Source organism: Stenotrophomonas sp. B1-1, from assembly GCF_010894375.1.
In the GTDB taxonomy this organism is placed as follows: Bacteria; Pseudomonadota; Gammaproteobacteria; order Xanthomonadales; family Xanthomonadaceae; genus Stenotrophomonas.
In genome coordinates, this window is record NZ_JAAIUZ010000005.1 from 74659 (window position 1) to 97165 (window position 22507).

Genomic DNA, 22507 nt, shown 5'->3' on the forward strand with positions numbered 1-22507 from the left:
GGCCAAACCTACTAGTTGGTAGGCTTGGCTGTCAAGTGAGGCCGCTGCGCTCGCCGGGCGTGGCCCGGCGCTACCGGTGGGTGATGGGTAGTGCACCGCCATGCACAGCGGCGGCTCAATGCGACGACACAAACACCGCCCCCTCCACCGGCGCTGGCAGCGCAAAGCTGCGCCGCATGCGCGCCACCTCGGCGGCCGGCGGTAACCCGAACAGCCGCTTGAACTCCCGGTTGAACTGCGAGGGGCTGGCATAGCCCACCGCCAGCGATGCCGCTTCTGCAGTCATCGCCTGCCGCAGCATCAACAGCCGCGCTTGGTGCAGCCGGGTGGACTTTACGTACTGCATGGGCGACGTGCCGGTAACGCTGCGGAAATGCTCATGGAAGGTGGCCACGCTCATTTCGGCTTCGGCGGCCAGCGCATCCACATCCAGCGCGGTGGCATAGGCGGCGTGGATATGCCGCAGCACCTTGCCGATGCGCCCGAAGCGCCCGCGCATTGCCAACGCTTCGCGCATGGCCGCGCCCTGCGCACCGGTCAGCACGCGGAAGTACAGCTCGCGCACCAGCGATGGCCCCAGCACTTCGGCTTCCAACGGGTCGGCCAAGGCTTCCAGCAGCCGCAGCACGGTGGCCTGCAGGGCGCCCTGCATCGGGCTGGCCATCATGCTCTGCGCAGGCGCTGCGCTGCTGCCCGCGCGCTCGCCCAGTTCAATCAGCAGGTCGGCAGCCAACTGCAGGTCCAGGTGCAGGTAGATCGCCAGCAGCGGCGCCTCGGCGGTGGCCTCGGTTTCCATGGTGAACGGCACCGGTACCGACACGGCCAGATAGTGCTGCGGGTCGTACTGGTAGACCTGCCCGCCCAGGTAGCCGCGCTTCACGCCCTGGCAGACGATCACGATGCCCGGGTCGTACAGCACCGGCGTGAGCGCCAGTGGCCGGTCCGAGCGCAGCAGCCGCACACCCGGCAGCGCAGTCAGCGTGTAGCCCTCGTCCACGGCCAGCGCCTGCAGCAGCTCCACCATGCGCGCCTGTGCCTGCGGCTGGGTCGGCTCTTCGCGCGACATCGCACCCTCGTAGAAATAGGCAAGAACGGGCGAAGCTTAGGCCTGGGCGGCGCCGGGCTCAAGCACTAACGTGCAAGCTCCCTCACACGAGCCCTCCCCATGACGGCATCCCGCCTCCTCCTCATCACCGGCGTCAGCAGCGGCTTCGGCCGTGCCCTGGCCCAGCAGGCGCTGCTGGCCGGCCACCGCGTGGTCGGCACCGTGCGCAGCGCCGCTGCGTGCAGCGACTTCGAAACCCTCGCCCCCGGCCGTGCCTTTGGGCGCCTGCTGGACGTCACCGATGCGCAGGCCATCGACGCGCTGGTCCACACCATTGAAACCGAGATCGGCGCCATCGATGTGCTGGTCAACAACGCCGGCTACGGTCACGAAGGCATCCTGGAAGAATCCACGCTGGACGAACTGCGCCACCAGTTCGAAGTGAACGTGTTCGGCCCGGCCGCGCTGATCAAGGCCGTGCTGCCGCACATGCGCGCGCGCCGCCGCGGCCACATCCTCAACATCACCTCCATGGGCGGCTTCATCACCATGCCCGGCATCGCGTGGTACTGCGGCAGCAAGTTCGCGCTGGAAGGCATCAGCGAAGTGCTGGGCAAGGAAGTGGCCGCGTTCGGCATCCATGTAACGGCGGTGGCGCCCGGTTCGTTCCGCACCGATTGGGCCGGGCGCTCCATGGTGCGTGCACCGCGCGCGATCGAGGACTACGACGCACTGTTCGACCCCATCCGCAGCGCGCGCGAGGCCAAGAGCGGCCAGCAACTGGGCGATCCAGTAAAAGCCGCGCAGGCCATGCTGCAGGTGATCGACAGCCCCACCCCGCCCAGCCAGCTGCTGCTGGGCAGCGATGCCCTGCACCTGGTGCGCGGCAAGCTGCAGGCCATGGCCCAGCGTATCGACCAGTGGGAAGCGCTGAGTCGGTCCACCGACAGCCCGGTTTGAACTGAATACGGGGCGCCGTTGACATGCAGGCGATTGCCTGCCTATTCTCCGCCCCATGGACGGCCCGCGCCGTGGGCCGCCCTCCTACCGGAGGACGCTGAGATGGTCGAGATCGCGCACCGCGTCGGTATCAAGGCACCCGTCGCACAGGTCTACCAGGCCCTGGCCACCCCGCAGGGCGTTGCCGCCTGGTGGACCGAGGAAACCACCGGCGACCAGCACCCCGGCGGCACGCTGCACCTGCGCTTCACCGCCCATGGCGAAGAACGCGGCGTCATGCAGATGAAGTTGCAGGAACTGCAGCCAGACACCCTGGTGCTGTGGGAAGTGCTGGCCGGCCCGCCGGAATGGATCGGCACCTACATCCGTTTCGCCCTGCGCCAGGAAGGTGAGTACAGCATCGTGCTGTTCACCCACGAAGGCTGGAGCGAGCGCGCCGAATTCACCCGGCACTGCAGCACCAAGTGGGCCATGTTCCTGATGAGCCTGAAATCCCTGCTGGAAACCGGCAGCGGCCAACCCAGCCCACGCGACATCAAGATTGACGAGTGGAACTGACCCACCGCATGGATGCAGACAAGGTTTTCAAAGCCCTGGCCGACCCTACGCGCCGCACCCTGTTGGACAGGCTGTGTGCGCAGAACGGCCAGACCCTGGGCCAATTGTGCGACCACCTGCAGATGACCCGGCAGTCGGCCACCCAGCACCTTGGCCTGCTGGAAGACGCCAACCTGATCAGCACCGTGCGCCGCGGCCGCGAAAAACTGCACTTCATCAACCCGGTGCCGCTGCATGACGTCTACGAACGCTGGGTACGCAAGTTCGAGCAGCAGCGGCTGACCCTGCTGCATGACCTGAAACGCGAACTGGAAGGAGAATGACCATGCCCACCGAGGCCACCCGCTTCATCCACGTGATCTACATCGCGTCCACACCGCAGAAGGTGTTCGATGCCATCACCCGCCCGGAAGTCGCACGCACCTATTGGGGTCACGAAAACGTATCGGACTGGCAGCCCGGTTCGCGCTGGCAGCATGTGCGCGCCAACGATGCACGCACGGTCGAACTGGTAGGCGAAGTGGTGGAAAGCACCCCACCCTCGCGCCTGGTCATCACCTGGGCGGCGGCATCGCAGGCAGATAATCCTGCCAGCTACAGCCGGGTGACGTTCGATATCGTGCCCTATGAAAACATGGTGCGGCTGACCGTTACCCACGACGAGCTGGAGCCAGGCAGCGGCATGGATACCGGCATCCGCCAGGGCTGGCCAATCGTGCTGTCCAGCCTGAAATCGCTGCTGGAAACCGGCACCGGCCTGGATGTGTTTGCCAAGCCGAAGGGGTGACCCTGCGCCGCTATCCCCCACCACGGATCCCGCCACGCGGCACACCAGCATCGTGGCGGCCAGCGCCCCGGCGAAGGCGAACAGCCAGCTCATCTCGGCGTTGAGCAGTCGCTTGTCTGCTTCATCCAACAGACCGGCATCGCGGCGGCGGACCTGACGGTAGAGCAGCAGCATGCAAAGCGCCATCAACACCAGCAGCGGCAGCCACGCGAACAGCAGCACGTTCAGTTGGCCAGCAAACGCCGGGCTTACGCTGAAACGGCTGACCCAGCTAGCGAAGGCGCGCTGGTTATCCAGCGGCAGGAACACGAACAAAGCAAGCGCCATGCCCAGCACGTACAGCGCGGCATGGCGCAGCCGTAGCGACCACGGCCAACGCACACCGGCGTGCGGCGATGCCACGTTGGCGCCCAGTTGAAACGAACCGGGCGTGCGCCCGGCCTCAACCTCGCGCGCGTGATGCCAGAAGCCGCGCAGCATGCCCCGATGCAGCACCGGTAGCAGCACCACCGCGCAGAACCCGACCAGCACCGTGTTCAGTGCCAGCGCACCACCTTGCTCCCGGTCGCCGAACAGCAGGGCCAGGCCGAACCAAGAGGCGAAGAACACGGTCATGCCGACCGCGAACAGCGCGGCCGCGACCAACAGGCGGCGCCCTGGCTTCGCGGCCATCCAGGCATGCAACCCTGTGCTGTTCTGCTCATCCTTCATGGCAATCTCCTGTGGCGCCCTACCCGCTTCAGCGTTGAATCACGTAGACAAACATGCCCACCAGCATCAGCAACGCCACCGCCAAGGCGATGTAGGGCGCGGTTGAAAAGAGCTTCAGCAGCAGGTCAATGCCCGTGCTGCGCTTGCGCCCGCCAACGTGCTGATCCAGCACGCTATACAGGCCGACGAAGCTGGCCTTGTCCTTCTCGTCGGGTGCGCTGAAGTCGCGCCAGGTCAGCAGGCCGCAGTAACGACCCGTGGCAGAATCCAGCCGCAACACATGACCGCCGCGGCGGTTGATGAACGGGTACGCGTTGTAGCTGCGAATTGCCGAGAACGGTGAAGAGAACAGCGTGCGCTCACCGTGGCGGATCGCAACTGCGCCCGGGGACAGCACGATATCAATCAGGTACGTGCCACGGCGAACGATCATGTAGTTCACCCCACCCACCATCGAAAGCGTGGCGATCAAGAAAGCGGTCTGCGCGGAAGTGTGCTCGATGGTATAAGCGCACGGCACGATGACCGACAGCGGCACCACCACCGCGATCAGGTTGATCAGCAGGGTTTTCCAAGCCACTTGTCTTACGGTCAGCGTTTCCATTCGCGGTCCTTCGCTGGGGGGGAAACGGGGTCGGCGCGAACAACCAGCGGCCGGTGGGGGCATGCTAATCGGAAATGGGGTGGCAAGTGCAGGGGCTGGTGGTGACGCCTTTGGCTTGGCCGAACTCGGGGACATCATCCGGCACGCCCCTATTCCAGCTCGGGCATGCCGGCCGCCCCCGGAAGCCGCATGAAGCTACCCGCCCTGTATGGATAGACTCGCATGAAAGCCAACAGCGCACTCAGGGAGGAAACGATGCCCTTCGTCAACGAGTACATTTCACCGGAGGATTCGGCCACGTACCGCCTGGCCGAGATTGATGCCAAGGTCATCGGCGGGAACAAGTCGCACGACTGGACCGTCGACCGCGACCAGGACATCTATCTGCGCAATCTTGCAAACGGGCGTGAACAGGAGTTTCGTCATCAGGGCCACTGGACGTTCTATTGGAAGGGAGCCGCGCTGACGATCCGGTTGGATCTGCTGGATGGCAAGGGGAAACCAGGACATCCCGGATGGTCGCATTGGCGACTTGTCTCTCTGAACGGAAGCCATGGCTTGCCGCTAGCGCTCAAGCGGCAGAAGCAGGCAATTCTGGATGATCTGAAGAGGGCGCTGGTGGCGTACAAGGACGGCGGCGTTTTCTCAAAGAATACCGACTACACCATCACCTTGGAGCTTGGAGATTAGTGCGTGCTATGAGCGCACCGTTCAATGGCTCAAGGATTCGATGACATCGCCAATGAGCAATCTCGAGGAGGAAACCCGGCCTTCAGCGGCCTGCGAGATTCCATTCACAGTATTGCGTGACCCGTTTGCCGCAGCAGGGTTCGCCATCTCAACGAACGCAGTGGGTTTCAAGCCGATGGTCTACTTTGATCGAACCGTCAGCGATGGGCTGCATCTGCATGTCATCTTGAGCACGGACAGTCATACCAACCCCCAGTGCACTACACGTGCCAGGGTCGAAATGGAGCCGAGCGATCACTAGAGCCCCCGCTCACTGGCGGACGGGGCTTAGGCGCAGAGGCCGCTGAACGAAACGATAGTGTCGCAATCAACCTGTTCCCGTTCGTCTCTCCTGAGACCTGGGCCCGCAAAGGGCTGTTCACATGTGCCCAACTGCCTGAAACCTCACGACCTTAGCCATTCCATGGTGGCACCCATGATCTGTCCCGATACAATCCGACCACACCTGAGGCACTCTCAAGGAGGACACAATGCCGTTCGTCAACGAGTACATCTCGCCGGAAGATGCGGCCAGATATCACTTGGCCGAGATTGACGCCAGCTGCAGAAGCGGCGGAATTTCCCGGCAATGGACCATTGATCGCGAGCAGGACATCTATCTCAGGATCCTATCGCGGGGCCTTGAGGCGGAGACAAAGCATGAAGGCGTGTGGTCGTTCCACTGGAAAGGAACTCTAGTGACGGTCCGCTTGGACCTGTTGGATGGGAAGGGAAAACCAGGACAACCAGGGTGGTCGCATTGGCTACTGGTCAGACTGAACGGGACCAGTGGCTTGCCACCGGCACTTGGCCCATACAAGCGATCGGTCATAGAGAGCCTTAAGCAAGCTCTGTTGGCATACAAGGACGCTGGGGTACTTTCGGGCAACACGGACTACACAGTTACCTTGGATATTGGCAGGGAGTGCGTGCTGTAATCGCACCAGTCAACAGTGCAAGCATCTGCTGACAGATGGCGATGACGCCAAGATCTGAGGCGTAGCCAAGAGTTGCCTCAATCAATCAACCAAGTGCCGTGTGGAGCGATTGCTCGAGTAGGAGGGTATCCGGCCATGCATGCTCACGGCATCGTATCGCTCTATCCATCCGACACCATCTGTGACGCATCTGGCATATCCAGTCATCCAAACGTGATGAGTTCGCACGCACGGAAATGCATCTTCTCCAGAATCTGAAGCAGATTTGTGGGTACACACCGGCTTCGCACCACGGCGACAGCTATTGTAGCGATACAATCCGACGCACTGCAGAAGCACCCTCAAGGAGGACACGATGCCGTTCGTGAACGAGTACATCTCGTCGGAAGATGTTGAGAAGTATCAGTTGGCAGAAGTTGATGCCAAGTTCGGGCACGGAAGTGAATCGCGGGACTGGACCATTGACCGCGAACGGGACATTTATCTGCGCACCCTTGCCGTCGGGCGGGAGCAAGAGTTCCTGCATCGCAGCTATTGGACGTTCTATTGGAAAGGAACTGCTCTAACGATCCGGCTGGACCTCCTAAGCGGCAAAGGTAAGGTTGGACAACCTGGAAGTGCTCATTGGCGGCTACTTGGATTTGAGGCTGGCAATGGGCTGCCACCTCACCTGATGGAGCACAAGCCAGTAATCCTTGCGGATCTGAAACAGGCACTCACTGAGTACAAGGATGGTGGGGTTTTCTCAGTCTGTACCGATTTCGCCGTTACCTTGGATATCGGTGAGGAGTATGTCGAGTGAGCGCGCCGCTGACGAAGGCCCAGGCCACCGAGCTTCTCCGTCAAAATCCAGCGGCCTACATCACCCACGAAAGCTTGTTAGACCTGACCAAGCAGCTGGACGCGCACAGCCCCGGGCGAGTTACCGTGCTGTACAGCGGCCCGGTGGGGAAAGTGCTCGCAACGGAAGATGTGGCGACAGCGCTTGCAGCATCGGTGAAAGACGTTCGCATCATCAACAACAGCGCGGCAGCAGCATTCCTGACATCAAGCGATTTTCTAAGCGCTGCGGCACGCTTGGATGGCGTGTCACTCATCGAATTCAGGGATGAGAACTATCGAAGCCCCACCAAAAACTGGCTATATCACCCCACGGACGGCCCTTGGGCGGACGTTTCCAGGCGCTTCGCCGACGGCGCGCGCGGAGACGTCCGTGCCGTACTCCCCAATCCGGCACCAGATCGTGTGTTCGCGTTATCGGAACTACCACGCATTCTAGCCAACGAGCACGTGACATCGCTCGAGGGTCTTCCCCGCGCCAAGCTTGCTGAGCTGCACTCGCGTGATAGCCAAGCCGCCTTTGAAATGGTCGTCGCACAATCACATGCAAGCATGAGCAATCTGCGCGTGGGAGTGTATGCAAACGGTAGCCTGGTGCGTGACGATGCCAAACAGGTTCAGCTAGACAGCCGCTCGTACTTTTACGAGGGTCAGGCACAAGGCCAGGCGCCTGGCATTTCCAGCACCACGCGTGACCTTGGACTTCTATCGGGCCGGCCAGCCCCTTATACCGAGACCGGTTACGCACGCGCGCAAGCCTGGCGCACCGAAGCAATGCCCGACGCAGACCTGCGTATCCCCTCCGTTGAAACCGGGACGGTGCGCTCGGTGGGACGCGCCATGGGCGTTGCCGCTGCAGGTGTGGAAATCGGCAGTGCAGCGCACGACTATGCGCGCCTGCGCGGCCAGGGCAACCTGGCTGCCGCACAGGCGGCAGTCGGCCGCTCGGTCAGCACCGGCGCGGGTGCATGGATGGGCTTCGAAGCCGGTGCCTTCGCGGGGGCTTCGGGCGGTCCACTTGGCGCCCTTGGGGTGGGCGCATTGGGCGCCGTGGTCGGCGGGCTTGCAGGCGACAAAATTGCCGACAAGATCCAGGAAAGGCAGATCTACACCCAGCGAGGCAGTGATCTCAACACCTGGCAGGCCAACCCGGCCCATCCTGAGCAGGGCTGGACGCGCACCCTGCCGGCGCTGCCAACCGCCCCCCAAGGCCAGCGTTTCGACGCACCCCCTGCCCTGGCCGACGAGTTGAACTACAAGGCCGTGTCCAAAGCCACCGAGCTCGGCATGGGCAGCGCCAGTGCCCGCAATCCCTTCGTGCTGCCTGCCAGCCGCGAGGACACTTTCAGTGCGTACGGCGGCGATTGGACCCGCAACGCGGTAAGTGGCGGCTGGCAGCGCCAGATCAATTACGACCGGCCGGGCCTGGGTCATACGGAATCCGCATCCCCGCAACGGGCCGAACAGCTTGATGCGCAGTCGCAGCAGATCGCCATCGATAACGCTGCGCACAGCCCGGCCGCGCTGGCAGCCACCTACATGGCGCTCTACAACCAGAGCGACTGGCAGCGGCACGGAAAGGTGCCTAGCGCCGTCGAAAACACGATGGCAAGGCCAGAGCGGGTGCTGGCTTCCGATGGCCACACCTATGGTCGGCAAGCCAACGGCGAGTGGATTCACAACGAGTTCCCGTGGGCCACCCGGGCCAAAGGCAATCTGCCTGCCGAACTGGACCTGGCGCTTGAAGCACAGCGCTCGCGCGTCCAGCAGCTGCTATCCCCCACCGCACCGTCTGGGCGGGAAATTCCGACGCTGGAGACCGTAAAGGTCACGCCTACCGTGGAACAGCAGGCCGAGATCGGGAAGGCTGTTGCCTCACCGCCAGCCTCGACGGGCCCGACACCGCCGCCACTGCCGGATCGCATGAGCGATGCCGGGCACCCGGCCAACGACGAGTTCCAGCGCATTCTGGGTGAACTGCACCAAGCGGAAACCGCTCGAGGCATACCCCACGGCAAGCACAGCGAGCAGGTCGCCGCCGCCCTGCTGGTCCAAGCCGAACAGAAGGGCGAGCGGATAGCCAGCGTGCGTATCGTCGACAACGGTCATATCGACGGCTTCGCCGAGTTTCAGGATCGTTCCGGCCCGGGCGTAGTTCGCGTTGCGGCGGACAAGGCATTATCGATGTCGGTGGAGCAGCACTCGCAGCAGTGGGAGCAATCACGCTTGCCGCGCCACGACGACATTGCCGCGTTGTCCCCAGATGATCAGGCGATGTTCGCGCGCATCCGCCAAGGCGTGCCGGGGCACGTTGGCGACGACCACGTGATGCGAGCGCTGTACGACGCAAAGAAGGCCGACATGGCCAGCCCGGACAGAATCGGCCAGGTGATGATGGCAGGCGACACGATCTGCATCGCCGGCACCGTTCCAGGCTTCCGATCGATGACCGAGGTGGGGCAGAACGCGCCGCCGCTGAAGGAAACCGCGGAACAGCTGCAGTCGTTCAATCAGCAGCGGGAGCACCAGCTGGCGATGGAACAGCAGCGAAACCAGGATGGCCCCGGTGGCCGTGCTGGCCCGAGCTTCGGCTAAGCGGCTCACGGCAGTAGCCACCGCCAGCGTGAAAACTACGCTGGCATGTCGTGTGAAGACCTGCCCACGCGCCCTCCTGCCCCCGACTTGTAACCTGAGGCCCTACCAACTGCCTGGGGCGCAGGGTGAACGCATCGATCCAGCGGGTGAACCTGCAACGGCTGATCCTCGCGCTTGCCGCGCTCTCGGCCCTGGTCATGCTGGGCAATGCGGTCTGGGCCAGCTACCAGGTGCAGCGCCAGCAGCTGCTTGAGAAGAGCCTGGAAGCCAACCGGGTGTACGCGCACTCGCTGGCGCAGTCCACGCAGCACTTCGTGCTGAACGCGCAGCAGCAACTGGCGGTCGGCGCCGAACGCCTCAGCCGCAATGCCGCCCAGCCCGCGGCGCACGACGATGAAGTGGAACGGGTCAAGCTGCAGACCGCCTTCAACAGCGTCATCTCGGTCAATGCCCAGGGCGTGGTGGTGGGCACTTCACCGGCCCTGCCCGAGCTGCAGGGCAAGGCCCTCACCAGCGCGGCCAACCGGCAGGCGCTGCAGCAGCGGGTGCCGATGGTTAGCGATCCGTTCGTTGCCCACACCGGCAACCTGGTCGTCACCCTGTCCCACCCCGTGTTCAACGCCGACGGCGACTACGCCGGCTACATCACCGCGTCCATCCATCTGCGCGACCCCAACGTGCTGCACAGCCTGCTCGGCACCCATCCCTACGACGATGGCTCGTACCTGTACGTGGTCAGCCGCGATGGCACCGTGCTCTACCACCCCGACCCCGACCGCGTCGGCCAGGCCGCCACCCGCAATGCCGCCGTGGAGGCACTCAGCCAGGGCCGTGCCGGCGCCCTGCACTCGCGCAACAGCCACGGCGTGCCGATGCTGGCCGGCTTCGCGCCGGTGCCCGCGGCCGGCTGGGGCATCGTCGCCCAGCGCCCGACCGATGCGGCCGTGGCCCCCATGGGCAGCCTGACGGCCACGGTGCTGCGCAATGCCGCGCCGTTGGGGCTGCTGACCCTGCTGCTGATCTGGCTGTGCTCGCGGCGCATTGCCTCGCCGTTGCAGGAACTGGCCCGGCACGCACAGGACCAGGATGTCGGCACCGCCATCACCCAGGTCAAGGCGGTCAATTCCTGGTACCACGAAGCCGCCCAGCTCAAGCAGGCCGTGCTGGTCAGCTTCCGCAACCTCAACGAACGTATCGGGCTGCTGGACAAGGCGGCCCTCACCGATCCCCTCACCCAGCTGCTCAACCGGCGCGGGCTGGAACGCGCGCTCAGCGCGCTGAATGCCTCGGGCGTGCCATTCGGGGTCATCACCCTGGACGTGGACCACTTCAAGGACGTCAACGACCAGCACGGCCACGATACCGGCGACCAGGTGCTGGCCGGCATCGCCCAGTGCATGCGGGCCAACGCGCGCCCGCAGGACGTGCTGTGCCGCCTGGGCGGTGAGGAGTTCCTCGCCCTGCTGCCCGAGGTCAGCGCAGACGCCGCCCTGCAGGTGGCCGAGCGCCTGCGCAGCGTGATCGAGGCGCAGGCCTTCCCCACCGTCGGGCACATCACCATTTCAGCCGGCGTCAGCCATTACCCTGAAACCCAGGGCGACGCAGACCTGGTCATCCGCCAGGCCGACAAGGCGCTGTACCGCGCCAAGCACGGCGGCCGCAACCGTGCCGTGCTGTACCGGCGTCGCAGCCAGCGGCGCGAAAACCCGTCTTGACGCGATGCTTGCCGTTTCTGCACAACGGCACCGCCCCACACCTGCAACCCTGTCATCACCGCCGTGCCGCCTGCACGGCACTGCTTCGGCTCTATGGCGCCCCTGTTCAACCGGAACACGCACATGGCCCCTACCCGTACCGAAGAACGCATGTCGACGCTGGACGTCCTGGACGTCCTGGACGACGCCGCGGGCGCCTCGCTGGATCGGCTGACCGACCTGGCGGCGCGCACCTTCCGCACGCCGGTGGCCTTCGTCTCGCTCATTGAAGAAGATCGCCAGCGGCTGATATCACGCCAAGGCCTGGACGTGGCCGAATCGCATATCCGCGATTCCATCTGCGCCCACACCATCGGCTCCCCCGCCGGCCAGGTCATCAACGACCTGCGCGTGGATCCGCGTTTTTCCAGCCTGCCGCTGGTGGCCGGGCCACCGCACCTGCGCTTCTATGCCGGTACGCCACTGGTGGCCGCCAACGGTGTGCCCATCGGTGCGCTGTGCGTGATGGACAGCGTGCCCCGGCAGTTTTCCGCCGATGACCGTCGGCAACTGCAGACGTTGGGCATGGCGGTGATGAACGAACTGGAGCTGCGCACCCTCAGCGGTCGTCGCGATCCGGTCAGTGGCCTGCCCAACCGCCACCAGTTCGCCATCGATTACGCCGCGCGCGCGGTGCGCACGCCGGGCCAGCCGTGCTTCGCGGTAATGATCGACATCCTGGATCTGCCGCGCGCCCACGAGGCCGGCCAGGTGCTGGGCATGGTGCCGCTGGAAGCACTGATCCGCCGTGCGGGCGTACGCCTCAACCTGGCCCTCGACGGCGTGGCCCAGGTCTACCATGTGGGCGCCACCCGCTTCGCCTTCGTGGTGGAACTGCCCGCGCGCGAAGCCATCGAACGCCTGGTTCACCTGCTGCACGACGATCTCATCCGCCCGTTGATGGCGGCATCGGTTCCGCTGGCGCCGCAGTTCCATGCCGGCCTGTGCGAGGCCGCCCTGGGCCGTGACAGTGCCGACGATGTGCTGCGCAAGATGATGATCGCGCTCGGCTCGGCCCTTGCCAGCCAGGTTACCTGCTGCTGGTACTCGCCCAGCCGCGATGAACGCCTGCAGCGCAGCTACCGTCTGGCCACCGACGGCCAGCAGGCGCTGCAGCAGGACCAGTTCCACCTGGTCTACCAGCCGCGCTTCCGTGCCCATGATCTTGCCCCGGTGGCGGCCGAAGTGCTGTTGCGCTGGAACCACCCGCAGCTGGGCGCGGTCAGCCCGGCCGAGTTCATTCCCGTATTCGAGCGCACCACGCTGATGGATGGCGTTACCGCCTGGGTGCTGGAACACGCCTTCAGCCAGCTGGCGCAATGGCGGCGCGAAGGCCTCAGCCTCACCCTGTCCATCAACCTGTCCGCGCGCGATGTGTCCCGCAAGGGCATGGCCGATGCCTTCATTTCCGCGCTGCTGTGCAAGGGGCTGTCCTGCAGCGATGTGGAAATCGAGATCACCGAAGGCGAATGGCTGCATGCCGATTCGCTGCCCGGCGAACAACTGCAGCAGCTGGCCGCGGCCGGCGTGCGCGTGGCCATCGATGATTTCGGCAGTGGCTACAGCAACTTCGGCTACCTCACCGAACTGCCCATCCACACCATCAAGCTGGACAAGTCGATGATCGACGACCTGCCCACCGATAGGCGCGCCCAGTTGAAGGTGCAGGCGGTCATCAGCCTGGCCCACGGCCTGGGCTACAACACCGTGGGCGAAGGCGCCGAGACCCCGGAACAGGTGGCCCTGCTGCAGGCCTATGGCTGCGATGAGATCCAGGGGTTTGCCCTGTCCCGCCCGATCAGCGCGGCAGATCTGGCCCGGCAGCTGGAAGCCGCGCCCTTCGCCCAGACCTGACACCCGGGGGCACATGCCCAGCAGAAGCTGAATGTGCGCGTCGGCCTTCATCTGTCGCGCACACAACCGGGCATTCCGGCACGGCATTATTGCGGCGCATCAGCAGCGCCCCTTCCCCCGGATTTCCCTTGCAGCCGCATTCCCCTTTGGCCGGTCAACCGGCCCCGTTGTCGCATGACTTTTTCGAATTCCTGGCCGTACGCGCGGGTGAGCAGTGGTTTGCCGTGGACGTGCAGGCCGCTGTGGAAATCCGTGGCCCTGAAACCTTCAACCGCACACGCGGCGAAGGCCGCCCCACCGTTACCGTGCGCGAAGAAGCACTGAGGGTGGTCGACCTGCGCCGGCTCAGCGGGCTGGCTGCGTTCGGGTCCGCCTGCCCGGCGATGCTGCTGGTGCAGGCAAGTGCAGAGGTGCTGGCCTTGGCCGTGGACGAAGTGGGCGAGATCGAAAGCGTCCCGCGCGAGCGGGTGCGGGCGGTCAATCCGCTGGGGTTTGTGTTCTGTAGGCAGACTATCGCTCTGGGTGCCAAGGGCGTGTTGCCGCTGATCGACCCGGTTTTGTTGATCGCCGCGTGATCACGTCGCCGGGCATGGCCCGGCGCTACCGCACCCCACCCGCGACGCCCTTTCGCGCCGCCGGGCACGGCCCGGCGCTACCCCACCGCGCCCGCAACACCCTCCGGTAGCGCCGGGCCAGGCCGGGCGAACGCAGCGGCCCATGACGCAGTCGGCACGCCAAATCGGCCGGATGTGCCACATCGCTGCACGCGCTCTGTCTGCCGCGCTCTCGTGCGGCATGCCTCATACAACGACTCCTAAGCGGAAAACGTCACGCATCTCCGGGCTTTTCGCGCCGTTTGCGCCATCGCATGTCGCGTCAAACTCGCCTGCGGCACGGGCGAGCGCTCTCGTGTCGCATGTGCCGCTGATTGTGCATGCGACAATCCTCTCCGCTCTTTCGATGCATCTGCACGTTTCGGATTTTTCTGATTGAAGCGAGCGTGCATGCGTAAACAACATGGCGTGCCACCGACAACGGGTGGCCGGGTCTGCAAACCCGTACTGATGTCTGCGCTGTTGTTTACGCTTGCCCGTCGGCACCGTCCTTAACCGGTGCCGGCGGGCAATCCGTCGGCCGTCTATGGCGGGCGGTGCGTGGGGATCTTCGGATCCACCGGTTCAATGGCGCTACATCATCCCGGTTTGCAGCCACGTACCGTCCGCCACCCCGCCTAACGCGGGTGGCGCTGCTGTGCCTTTGCCACGGAAGCCGACGCCATGACTGCACCGAACGCCCTGCCCTTCAGCGCCCCCGCTGATTCCATCAACGACGACGAAAACCCCTCGCCCGACCTCAGCACCCTGCTCGGCTGCCTCGACCGCATCCGCACGGGCGAAGGCGCCGACGGCCAACCCTGGCCGGAAACGCACCTGACCCTCGGCCGCCGCATGGCCCTGGCCCGTACTGACCGCGCCGCCGCCGGTCTGCTCACCGTGGCCGAAGTGCTGCACGCCGCAGAGCGCTGCCGCGCCGTGGCCACACCCGACCGGCACCTGAGCGAAGGCGTGGTCGATGGCCTGTTCCTGGCCTGCCGCAGCCTAGCCGAACTGGTGTGCCAGGACATCCGGCCGCGCGGATGATCAGCGTCGTTCTCCGCTTCCAGATCGCCAAACACCACCACACCGATTATCAGGTTGCCTATCTGCAGCTGGTCGAGTTGCTGCAGCGCTTCCCCGGCAGCGACACCTGGTACTGCGAAGTAAACGCCCCCGGCCAGGTGCCGCTACGGCTGGATGATGCGGCGGCCGTGGTGCATCGCCTGCGGGTGCGCGCGGAACTGGCGACCGTGCGCACGTTCAGTGCATCGCTGTTGAACCGGCCAACCGGGCAACGCCTGCCCGGGCTAATGAGTGTCAACTACAGCCCGGGCGTCGGCAGCATGACCGTGGTCGTCCACCGACCCGCCGATGTGCAGCCCAACCCCACCCGCTGGATCGCCGGCATCATGCTGGCGGTGCTGGAAAGCGAACTGGGCACCCGCTACGCATTTGCCGACGTCTACGACCGCTTGAACGGGCGATTCCAGAACTACCACGATGCCTGCGCAAGCTACCCCGGCGGCACTGCCTGGGGTGGATGGCGTACGTGCGCAGGGCAGTGAGCGCGGCGGAGCTCCCACAGGCCGCGTTGATTCTGCCCGCGCCGGGGGGATCGATTGTGGTGTCGGTGGATGGGGCGTTCAAGCTGGCCGACAAGAAGCATGTGCGGGTGGCGAACGTGTTGGAGATGCGGATGTATGAGTTGGGGTTGCTGCCGGTGTTCTAACAGTGTGCCGGCCAAGTACAGCCAAGGCAGCTTCACCTACGCCGCCCACCCCGCTCTGCAATCCTTCGGGCTAGACTGCGGGCATTCGGCGTTTGGTGAGCGAGCAATGGACAGCTATCGCGATCAACATCCCCGCGTCTTGCTGCTACTGGCAGGCGTGCTGGCCCTGGCCACTCCCGCAGGTGCGCAGGCGCCACCGCCCCAACGGCCGGAACCTATCCCGCCCGTAACCAACGCCGATGTGCAGCGCGAACAGGACAAGGCGGCCGCGATCGTCGACAGCGTGATCTCAGATGTCCACGGACCCGTTTTAACGTTAAAAGAGGAGCCCCCGCTGAAACCCGGGCCTGCACTCAGCGCGTCCAGGCTTATCGATCAGGTGCATTCACTGGCCCGCGCCTTGCGCCGCTACGCCGACACCGAGCCCGACCGGGTGCAGCGTGCGCTCGGCATTACGCTTCCGTACGACGCCGAAGGGCGGCAACGCGGCACTGCGGGCAAATTCGACGCGGGCACCTACGCGTGGACAGTATCGATGTCCACCACCGTTCCTGTAGCGAGCTCTGTGCGGTTGTCGCTCGACCCACCCACCCTGTGTTTGAGCGTTGATGAACTGAAAGCACCACTGCTGGCCGATCGGTTCAAGATGTATGTACCCACCTTCGGTGACGATGACCGGATCCTGTTCTACAAACCGGTCGAATCGCAGCTGACATTGTATGTGCACATTGCCGTGGATCGTCTGGACAAGCCGACCTGTGGCCGCACCGTAACGTTCGACATTGCTCCCAGCGATGACTGATCCTGCGCAATGCGTTCGTGGTGGCATTTCGCGATACCGAAGTTGCATCACAACTGGGGAGATGGAGTTCTTGCATGCAGATCCTCCGCACAACTTTCATAGTATTGGCGCTTTTTCTGGCATCACGCCCTGCCGGCGCTGTAGCCGATCAGCACGTGGCATCATCGAGCGCCACTGCCCACACGGGTCTGACACCCGCGGAGCTGGGCCGGCGCTTTCTAGCACTGCTGGAACACACAGAGAGCTTCAGTCAGCTGACGGCAGCGTCTGTTCAACGGGCCATGGGTGTCCCCTTCATTGCAGATGCAGATGGCAGCGGGTTCTACACTCTGCTTATGCCTGATGGAGACTGGCAGTACAGCGTGGTCTACAACTTCGACGATGCTCACCCGCAGTACTCGAACATTGCGGTCGATCTGATCAGGTCCCGGGAGACGGCCTACGAAAGCAATGCGCCCTGCGAGCTTGAGCTTCGAAGGTACCAAGCCTCATTGGCGGCCATGGGGTTCGCTGCCGAGCCTCCCGCCTACAACCATTTTGGTCGGATCGCAGCGTTCAACTACACACGGAAGAATCTTCGGGTGCAGATCATTTCGCATCACCTTCCGTCATCCGCCAACCGACCGGAACGCGACTGTGTCAGGACCTTGAGTGCACATGCATTCGGCCCATCACAAGCCGAACCCATGGACGCAAAGTAGCGGCGTCGTTCAAGGGAAGAGAACACATGAAGCTGATTGCCCATCCATCGCTCAACGCCTTGGCCCAGGAATGCCGGGAATGGCTTGAGCATGCTCAAGCAAAGGGCAATGCCAAGCAGGCCGAGACCTCTCTGCTGGCGTACCTGGACACGCCGGGCGAACTGGCCTCGAAGGCGGCCAGCCAGCTGAGTGATCTCGCGCTCTTCTACGATGTACGAAGCTGCGATGCGTTCTTCCGATCCGACACCGGGACACTGGCACAGTCGATCCAGCGCGCCGTTCGCCTGCGCGCCCTGCATTTCCGCTGGCCAACCGCCATCCATGGGAAGCGCCATCCACTGTCGGATTAGGCGCTATGGAAGCCCCCCTCCCCCTCTGGAACTGTGGCCAATGTCACACATACGTCGCTGCACTGCGCACTGACGCAGCGAAACATCGCTTTCGGAGAGAAGTAGAGTAATTTCGCTTCAGGTAACGGAGGAGCCAAGCATGGGCGCAATTAACAGATGTCTGATTGCATCGTTGCTTCTTGTCGCAACCGCATGCAACGCAAACGTCGCCATGAAGGCAAGAACCGAAAGGACGGAATCGAGCATGACAGCGCAAACTGAAATCACTGCCGAGGAGCTGGGCCAGCGTTTTCTAGAAATGATAAAGAACACTAGTGACTTCAGAGAACTGACGCCGGATTACATCCAAGAGGCGATCGGCAGGAAGCTCACTCCCGACATAGACGGAAAATCGGGATTCTACACGCTGAAGCTACCCAGTGGCGATTGGCAGTACAGCGTTACCTACACCTTCGACAGATCCTTCTCCGAAAACTCGAACACCGCATTGACGCTGATGAAGTCAAATGAAGGCGCTGATGAAAGACATCCCCCTTGCGAACTCGAGCTTGATTCTTACAGAGCCTCGATAGAATCCTTTGGCTTCAAGCCAGAACCAATCTCCTACAGCGAGATCGGATGGATCCTGGCCCTCAGGTACACGCGCAACAACGTTCTCGTTCAGATCATTCCGCACCACGTTCCATCTGTAGCGGGCAGACCAGGGCGCGACTGCGTGAACTCGCTGAGCATCCATAAATTCGGAGAGTAAAAGGAATGACATCTCCCAATGCGCAATTGCAAGCCATTCTCGTTGAATACTCAAATCAAGCGGGCGTTTCACCTGAGCAGGCGGCACTGTTGCGCGCAACCATCAGCGGTGATTCTGATCTGACTCAGCGATTCAACGAGCAGGCGGCGACAGGCAACTTGACGGGATTTTCGCACGGCCAGAGCAATCAGGGACAGTTGATCGGGACATACGAAAAGGCGACAGGAGTCGTAACACTTCCCGGCTTGGCATCCGGACCCGGGCTGGATCAAGGGCTAAGAGGCGCCCTGCGGCTGCAGGAAATGAGCATTCGGTTCGCTCATAGCACCTATACGGATTCCGATGGCCAGAACTGCATCGTATCGCAGGACATGGTCTCGAACCTCCAAACGACCATCAATGGGTCGCCGACGCTCGCGAATGAGATGAAGCGCGCTGTAACGACGGTTGACAACAGCAATCGACAGTCCAGAGACAGCGGCGGACCGCATATGCTGCTCGAGCACTTCGCGCCGCTCAGTGGAACCATCGCTGGAGGAACATTTAATCCCGGCAGCAAGACCATGAGCATTCCGCCGAAGACGCTTGATCAGCCGGCGGCAGCATTTCACCACTCCAAAGCAGCTGCGGACCTGACATTCGTTCTGGGCCACGAAACCCAGCACGCTTTTAATCAAGTCGAAGTGGCGGCCGCCTATCGGGATTTTGATAGGTCTGCAAGGCGAATCGCGGAAGACAACAATCCAACCAATGATTACACGGCTCCCATTGAGCAACTGGTAGCTAGCAATCGCCGAGATGAGGCAAAGGCTCAAATTGCCGGATGGAACGCGTTCGTTGACAGCGTTCGCCAGAGAGAGCCTGCCGCCGATCTGACTACGATGATGAATCTGCGCATCAGCCGCACGGGTGATTTCATCGAGAATGATCCGACAAGACCAGGGCACGCCAAGCCGCGCGAGGGATTCAATTTCAATAGCGACGGCACACTGTCCATGACTGAGGAGAATGTCGCCACTCAAGAGCGATATTACTTCAACAAGCCTCCTCTCGGTGCCCAGGGGCTCCCTGCAAGTCAGACCATCGGCAAAGGATTCCACGGTGACTCGGACTACCCAAATTACTATGGAGCTGGCGCCGTCAGCCGCGCCATTGCATATGACCGGACCTATGCGCACCCTGTCGCTGGCGTAGAGCCAAAGATGCAGCTAGACATGCAGCGGCTCAGGCTTGACGAACGCCTACTTGAACGCAATGGAATCACCTTACCCGCAGCGACGGCAGCAACCCCCCAGGAGTATTGGGACACAAGCACCACGCCGCCGACGCGAGGGCTCTTCCAACACACCCGAGACTCGCACGAACACATCTATCCCTCGCCTGAGTTCGACCCAACGCCAGACCAGAGTCAAACGGAGAGCGCGAAGAATATCGACGCTGCACTGTTTGACAAGATTCGGAATGGGGTGCGTGATCTCGACTCGAGCGTTGGAAAATCGTGGGATGAGCACAGCGATCGACTGAGTGCCAGCTTGCTGCTGATGGCCACTGACAAGGGCTTTACAGCGCAGGACGATGTAAGAATTGCGTGCAGCACCGGGAACGATGCGATGAATGGAGGACAGTTTCTCCACCTCTGGCGATGCGGCCACCCCTCCCCCGATCCGGCTGCCCACAGGGCTAGTATGACGATGCAAGATGCACTCTCGTTGCCTGCTGATCAACGCCTGGCTCAGGTACAGGATATGCAGCAGACCAAGGCAGAGGATATCCAGGCCAGCCTGCAGCGCGACGTTGCGGTACTGGACGCCGCTACAGCTCGATCCATGTAGTCAACTGGACAGCCTCGGCTTCAAGAGAGCACATTCCTGTCCCAGACGAGCCGACCTACGCCGAAATGTCCGCGCCAAATCGGAACGGGCGACCTGGAATCCAGGGTAGCGGCGTACGCGTGCACCCGTTATCGGGCGGTCCAACCGCCATCCATCGGGAGTGCCGTACCCGTAATCTGCGCTGCGGCTTCCGAGGCAAGGAACACCACCATGTCCCCCAGCTGCTCCGGCGTCACGAACTGCAGCGAAGGTTGCTTTTCGGCCAGCAGCTCACGGGCCGCGGCTTCCTGATCGGTCCCTTCCCGCTCCGCCAGCGCGGTGATCTGCTGTTCCACCAGTGCCGTGCGTACCCAACCCGGGCAGATGGCGTTGGCGGTGATGCCGGTGCCCGCATTCTCCAGCGCCGTCACCTTGGTAAACCCGACCACGCCGTGCTTGGCCGCCACATAGGCGGACTTGTTCACCGAGCCAACCAGCCCGTGTACCGACGCAATGTTGATGATGCGGCCCGATCCCTGCTGCTTCATGTGCGGCAGCGCCGCCGCCGTTGCATGGAACACCGCCGATAGATTCAGCGCCAGGATCGCTTCCCACTTCTCGACCGGAAATTCCTCGATCGACGCGGTGTGCTGGATGCCAGCGTTGTTCACCAGGATGTCGATGCGACCCATCGTGGCCACGGCACGGGCGATCATTTCCCGTACTGCTTCGCCGCTAGAAAGGTCGGCGCCATCGTGTGCCACTCGCACCCCGAACTCGTTCGACAGGCTGGAGCGGATGCGTTCGATCTCCGTCGCATCGCCGAAGCCATTGAGCACGATGTCGGCCCCCTGCCGCGCCAACGCGGTGGCGATGCCAAGACCGATACCGCTGGTGGAGCCGGTGACTACCGCGACCTTTCCACTGAACATGGGCGAGACTCCTTGGGACGGAGGCACAGTGTAGATCCACGCTCCGCCTAGATGCTCTTCACGCATGCGCATCAGATCCTATCGTTCCGACTACGAAGCAGCCCCCGAAGGCCACCGCCCCTCGCCTGCGTGGCAAATGGCATTTGTCTACGACCGGCTGGCTAGTCCATTGACTCATGCAGAGTCGCGCGCATACTGGATGCAAAGCCTCATTCAGCAGGAAGGATTTGCAGACATGCCCCAGTCCTCCCCGCCGCTTCCCGGAAAGCTTCGCGAAATCCTCAAAGACTATCCGGAGCACATCGAAAGGCTGCAGGAGGCACTCAATCGATCCGCTGAGCGATCCCGGCAAGTTTCGTTGATGCCTTTCGACGATGCGATATCCGCATTGGAAGGAAGGCTGGCTACGTTCATCATCGAAGCACGCGATGAGCTTGCGAGCGCCGAAGCGTCAGGGGATGCCAGAGCGATTGCGGATGCAGCTGAAAAGGAAAGACTGATGCTTAGAGCACGCCTGCAGCGGCAGTGGATAGGGGATGAGTCCATTCAAGCCTATTTTCAGGGGTTCGAGCCTTGAGCGAACATAACTACGAGCAGTCGATGTCGTGATCAGCACGCACTGAGTGGGGTCCCTGTCACACTCTCGCTCTCAGCACCTGGCTTCTGTCTCCTTGGTCACTGGCTGTAGCCTATGGGCCCCACGCATTGGCGCATTTCTCCCACCGAGATGCAATTTGGCACGCCAGCGGGCTCAAGGGTAGGCTATTCGAGACAAAGTCCGATAACGCAGCGACAGGACCGGACCCAACGCATGGAATCGACGTCTACCAATCAGCCCCGGAAAGGCGAGTTCTACCAATTGCAGCCGGATGTTTTCCGAGGTGGCAAGGGGCATGGCGTAGTCTTTGAGAACGAGAACGCACTACTTACCCCACCCAGACTCATTCTGTTGCCCAAGGCCGGGGGTTTCCCACCGCTGCGCGAGACCCCACGCTTGGTCTATCACCCTCGCGAGGGTGTATTTCCCGAGGATCTGGAAGGCGGGATGAGTGGCTATTGGCTGGTCTCCGAGCGCCTGCGGCAGGTGATGGAGGAGGTCGACCCCGACGCATTCGACTTCGCCGAAACCGACTATCGCTTGGCCGACGGTTCAAAGGGGCCCACCTACTACCTCTGCGATGTGGTGCGTACATTGAATGCCTTGGATGAGGAGGCGTCTACACTCGACATCGAGATTAGTGATGAGTTTGAAGCCGGCAAGTATTACGGGCTCACGGGTGATGTCCGGCTGGCGTTCAAGCGTGAGGTTCTGGATTCGGCCCACGTGTTCAGATTGGCGTTCCATGGAGGGGTGTTCTGCGACCGCACATTCAAAGATGCCGTGGAGGCTGCCGGAATCGTCACGCCCAGGAAGTCCAACGGTCTCTGGTTCGAAGACGTTGTGAACCGCTGAACCGGCA

Annotated in this window: 24 protein-coding genes; 21 read left to right on the forward strand and 3 right to left on the reverse strand. The window is 62.9% G+C overall.

Features of this window, described 5'->3' with window-relative positions:
• Nucleotides 1–115 precede the first annotated feature (115 nt).
• The gene (locus tag G4G00_RS03560) at nt 116–1066 is read right to left on the reverse strand and encodes an AraC family transcriptional regulator (protein ID WP_164271261.1); all 951 of its coding nucleotides are present in this window, start codon (nt 1064–1066) and stop codon (nt 116–118) included.
• Nucleotides 1067–1165: 99 nt separating this feature from the next.
• Here G4G00_RS03560 and G4G00_RS03565 point away from each other — a divergent pair, with 99 nt between their 5' ends.
• The 4 genes from G4G00_RS03565 (at nt 1166) to G4G00_RS03580 (ending at nt 3350) form a co-directional block, all read left to right on the forward strand.
• Nucleotides 1166–2005: an oxidoreductase gene (locus tag G4G00_RS03565; RefSeq protein WP_164271264.1), complete on the forward strand. Its 840-nt coding sequence runs from the start codon at nt 1166–1168 to the stop codon at nt 2003–2005.
• A gap of 102 nt (nt 2006–2107) precedes the next feature.
• Nucleotides 2108–2563: an SRPBCC domain-containing protein gene (locus G4G00_RS03570; RefSeq protein WP_164271267.1), complete on the forward strand. Its 456-nt coding sequence runs from the start codon at nt 2108–2110 to the stop codon at nt 2561–2563.
• 8 nt (nt 2564–2571) lie between these two features.
• The gene (locus G4G00_RS03575) at nt 2572–2886 is read left to right on the forward strand and encodes a metalloregulator ArsR/SmtB family transcription factor (RefSeq protein WP_108754783.1); all 315 of its coding nucleotides are present in this window, start codon (nt 2572–2574) and stop codon (nt 2884–2886) included.
• A 2-nt stretch (nt 2887–2888) separates the two neighbouring features.
• The gene (locus G4G00_RS03580) at nt 2889–3350 is read left to right on the forward strand and encodes an SRPBCC family protein (protein ID WP_164271534.1); all 462 of its coding nucleotides are present in this window, start codon (nt 2889–2891) and stop codon (nt 3348–3350) included.
• 739 nt (nt 3351–4089) lie between these two features.
• Here the strand turns inward: G4G00_RS03580 and G4G00_RS03585 are convergent.
• Nucleotides 4090–4665, reverse strand: a complete 576-nt coding sequence (locus tag G4G00_RS03585; protein ID WP_164271270.1) for a hypothetical protein — start codon at nt 4663–4665, stop codon at nt 4090–4092.
• A gap of 222 nt (nt 4666–4887) precedes the next feature.
• Between G4G00_RS03585 and G4G00_RS03590 the strand changes: the two genes are divergently transcribed.
• From G4G00_RS03590 to G4G00_RS21800, 15 genes are all read left to right on the forward strand, one after another.
• A complete protein-coding gene (locus G4G00_RS03590) occupies nt 4888–5355 on the forward strand; it encodes a hypothetical protein (protein WP_240336076.1) in 468 nt (155 codons plus the stop codon).
• A 530-nt stretch (nt 5356–5885) separates the two neighbouring features.
• On the forward strand, nt 5886–6332 hold the full coding sequence (locus G4G00_RS03595; RefSeq protein ID WP_164271273.1) for a hypothetical protein: 447 nt from the start codon (nt 5886–5888) through the stop codon (nt 6330–6332).
• Between the two features lie 355 nt (nt 6333–6687).
• Entirely contained in the window at nt 6688–7134 is a 447-nt protein-coding gene (locus G4G00_RS03600; protein ID WP_164271276.1) for a hypothetical protein, read from the forward strand.
• Entirely contained in the window at nt 7131–9767 is a 2637-nt protein-coding gene (locus G4G00_RS03605) for an XVIPCD domain-containing protein (protein WP_164271279.1), read from the forward strand. The genes G4G00_RS03600 and G4G00_RS03605 overlap by 4 nt, the downstream gene beginning before the upstream one ends.
• 125 nt (nt 9768–9892) lie before the next feature.
• A complete protein-coding gene (locus G4G00_RS03610) occupies nt 9893–11482 on the forward strand; it encodes a sensor domain-containing diguanylate cyclase (protein WP_240336077.1) in 1590 nt (529 codons plus the stop codon).
• A 123-nt stretch (nt 11483–11605) separates the two neighbouring features.
• On the forward strand, nt 11606–13375 hold the full coding sequence (locus G4G00_RS03615) for an EAL domain-containing protein (protein WP_240336078.1): 1770 nt from the start codon (nt 11606–11608) through the stop codon (nt 13373–13375).
• Between the two features lie 167 nt (nt 13376–13542).
• Nucleotides 13543–13950, forward strand: a complete 408-nt coding sequence (locus G4G00_RS03620; RefSeq protein WP_275898489.1) for a chemotaxis protein CheW — start codon at nt 13543–13545, stop codon at nt 13948–13950.
• Between the two features lie 702 nt (nt 13951–14652).
• Nucleotides 14653–15015 (forward strand): hypothetical protein, encoded by a 363-nt coding sequence (locus G4G00_RS03625; RefSeq protein ID WP_164271282.1) that lies wholly within the window; start codon nt 14653–14655, stop codon nt 15013–15015.
• Nucleotides 15012–15536, forward strand: coding sequence for a hypothetical protein (locus G4G00_RS03630; RefSeq protein ID WP_164271285.1), 525 nt, complete (start codon nt 15012–15014; stop codon nt 15534–15536). The genes G4G00_RS03625 and G4G00_RS03630 overlap by 4 nt, the downstream gene beginning before the upstream one ends.
• Nucleotides 15521–15700, forward strand: coding sequence for a hypothetical protein (locus tag G4G00_RS03635; RefSeq protein ID WP_164271288.1), 180 nt, complete (start codon nt 15521–15523; stop codon nt 15698–15700). The genes G4G00_RS03630 and G4G00_RS03635 overlap by 16 nt, the downstream gene beginning before the upstream one ends.
• Nucleotides 15701–15806: 106 nt before the next feature.
• Nucleotides 15807–16502, forward strand: a complete 696-nt coding sequence (locus G4G00_RS03640) for a hypothetical protein (protein ID WP_164271291.1) — start codon at nt 15807–15809, stop codon at nt 16500–16502.
• Nucleotides 16503–16576: 74 nt separating this feature from the next.
• Nucleotides 16577–17203, forward strand: coding sequence for a hypothetical protein (locus G4G00_RS03645; protein ID WP_164271294.1), 627 nt, complete (start codon nt 16577–16579; stop codon nt 17201–17203).
• A 26-nt stretch (nt 17204–17229) separates the two neighbouring features.
• Entirely contained in the window at nt 17230–17553 is a 324-nt protein-coding gene (locus G4G00_RS03650) for a hypothetical protein (RefSeq protein WP_164271296.1), read from the forward strand.
• 139 nt (nt 17554–17692) lie between these two features.
• Nucleotides 17693–18304, forward strand: a complete 612-nt coding sequence (locus tag G4G00_RS03655; RefSeq protein ID WP_164271299.1) for a hypothetical protein — start codon at nt 17693–17695, stop codon at nt 18302–18304.
• Between the two features lie 5 nt (nt 18305–18309).
• The gene (locus G4G00_RS21800) at nt 18310–20136 is read left to right on the forward strand and encodes an XVIPCD domain-containing protein (protein ID WP_205515520.1); all 1827 of its coding nucleotides are present in this window, start codon (nt 18310–18312) and stop codon (nt 20134–20136) included.
• Nucleotides 20137–20264: 128 nt separating this feature from the next.
• Here G4G00_RS21800 and G4G00_RS03665 read toward each other — a convergent pair whose 3' ends face one another.
• On the reverse strand, nt 20265–21047 hold the full coding sequence (locus tag G4G00_RS03665; protein ID WP_164271302.1) for a 3-hydroxybutyrate dehydrogenase: 783 nt from the start codon (nt 21045–21047) through the stop codon (nt 20265–20267).
• Between the two features lie 64 nt (nt 21048–21111).
• Here G4G00_RS03665 and G4G00_RS03670 point away from each other — a divergent pair, with 64 nt between their 5' ends.
• Both G4G00_RS03670 and G4G00_RS03675 read left to right on the forward strand, forming a co-directional pair.
• Nucleotides 21112–21624: a hypothetical protein gene (locus tag G4G00_RS03670; protein WP_164271305.1), complete on the forward strand. Its 513-nt coding sequence runs from the start codon at nt 21112–21114 to the stop codon at nt 21622–21624.
• A 234-nt stretch (nt 21625–21858) separates the two neighbouring features.
• Nucleotides 21859–22500, forward strand: a complete 642-nt coding sequence (locus G4G00_RS03675) for a DUF1629 domain-containing protein (protein ID WP_164271308.1) — start codon at nt 21859–21861, stop codon at nt 22498–22500.
• Nucleotides 22501–22507 lie beyond the last annotated feature (7 nt).

Excerpts from the sequence above, each read along its gene's own strand:
- G4G00_RS03560 (WP_164271261.1), bottom strand. The coding sequence starts at position 1,066 with ATGTCGCGCGAAGAGCCGACCCAGCCGCAGGCACAGGCGCGCATGGTG.
- G4G00_RS03565 (WP_164271264.1), top strand. The coding sequence starts at position 1,166 with ATGACGGCATCCCGCCTCCTCCTCATCACCGGCGTCAGCAGCGGCTTC.
- G4G00_RS03570 (WP_164271267.1), top strand. The coding sequence starts at position 2,108 with ATGGTCGAGATCGCGCACCGCGTCGGTATCAAGGCACCCGTCGCACAG.
- G4G00_RS03575 (WP_108754783.1), top strand. The coding sequence starts at position 2,572 with ATGGATGCAGACAAGGTTTTCAAAGCCCTGGCCGACCCTACGCGCCGC.
- G4G00_RS03580 (WP_164271534.1), top strand. The coding sequence starts at position 2,889 with ATGCCCACCGAGGCCACCCGCTTCATCCACGTGATCTACATCGCGTCC.
- G4G00_RS03585 (WP_164271270.1), bottom strand. The coding sequence starts at position 4,665 with ATGGAAACGCTGACCGTAAGACAAGTGGCTTGGAAAACCCTGCTGATC.
- G4G00_RS03590 (WP_240336076.1), top strand. The coding sequence starts at position 4,888 with ATGAAAGCCAACAGCGCACTCAGGGAGGAAACGATGCCCTTCGTCAAC.
- G4G00_RS03595 (WP_164271273.1), top strand. The coding sequence starts at position 5,886 with ATGCCGTTCGTCAACGAGTACATCTCGCCGGAAGATGCGGCCAGATAT.
- G4G00_RS03600 (WP_164271276.1), top strand. The coding sequence starts at position 6,688 with ATGCCGTTCGTGAACGAGTACATCTCGTCGGAAGATGTTGAGAAGTAT.
- G4G00_RS03615 (WP_240336078.1), top strand. The coding sequence starts at position 11,606 with ATGGCCCCTACCCGTACCGAAGAACGCATGTCGACGCTGGACGTCCTG.
- G4G00_RS03625 (WP_164271282.1), top strand. The coding sequence starts at position 14,653 with ATGACTGCACCGAACGCCCTGCCCTTCAGCGCCCCCGCTGATTCCATC.
- G4G00_RS03630 (WP_164271285.1), top strand. The coding sequence starts at position 15,012 with ATGATCAGCGTCGTTCTCCGCTTCCAGATCGCCAAACACCACCACACC.
- G4G00_RS03640 (WP_164271291.1), top strand. The coding sequence starts at position 15,807 with ATGGACAGCTATCGCGATCAACATCCCCGCGTCTTGCTGCTACTGGCA.
- G4G00_RS03645 (WP_164271294.1), top strand. The coding sequence starts at position 16,577 with ATGCAGATCCTCCGCACAACTTTCATAGTATTGGCGCTTTTTCTGGCA.
- G4G00_RS03650 (WP_164271296.1), top strand. The coding sequence starts at position 17,230 with ATGAAGCTGATTGCCCATCCATCGCTCAACGCCTTGGCCCAGGAATGC.
- G4G00_RS03655 (WP_164271299.1), top strand. The coding sequence starts at position 17,693 with ATGGGCGCAATTAACAGATGTCTGATTGCATCGTTGCTTCTTGTCGCA.
- G4G00_RS21800 (WP_205515520.1), top strand. The coding sequence starts at position 18,310 with ATGACATCTCCCAATGCGCAATTGCAAGCCATTCTCGTTGAATACTCA.
- G4G00_RS03665 (WP_164271302.1), bottom strand. The coding sequence starts at position 21,047 with ATGTTCAGTGGAAAGGTCGCGGTAGTCACCGGCTCCACCAGCGGTATC.
- G4G00_RS03670 (WP_164271305.1), top strand. The coding sequence starts at position 21,112 with ATGCGCATCAGATCCTATCGTTCCGACTACGAAGCAGCCCCCGAAGGC.
- G4G00_RS03675 (WP_164271308.1), top strand. The coding sequence starts at position 21,859 with ATGGAATCGACGTCTACCAATCAGCCCCGGAAAGGCGAGTTCTACCAA.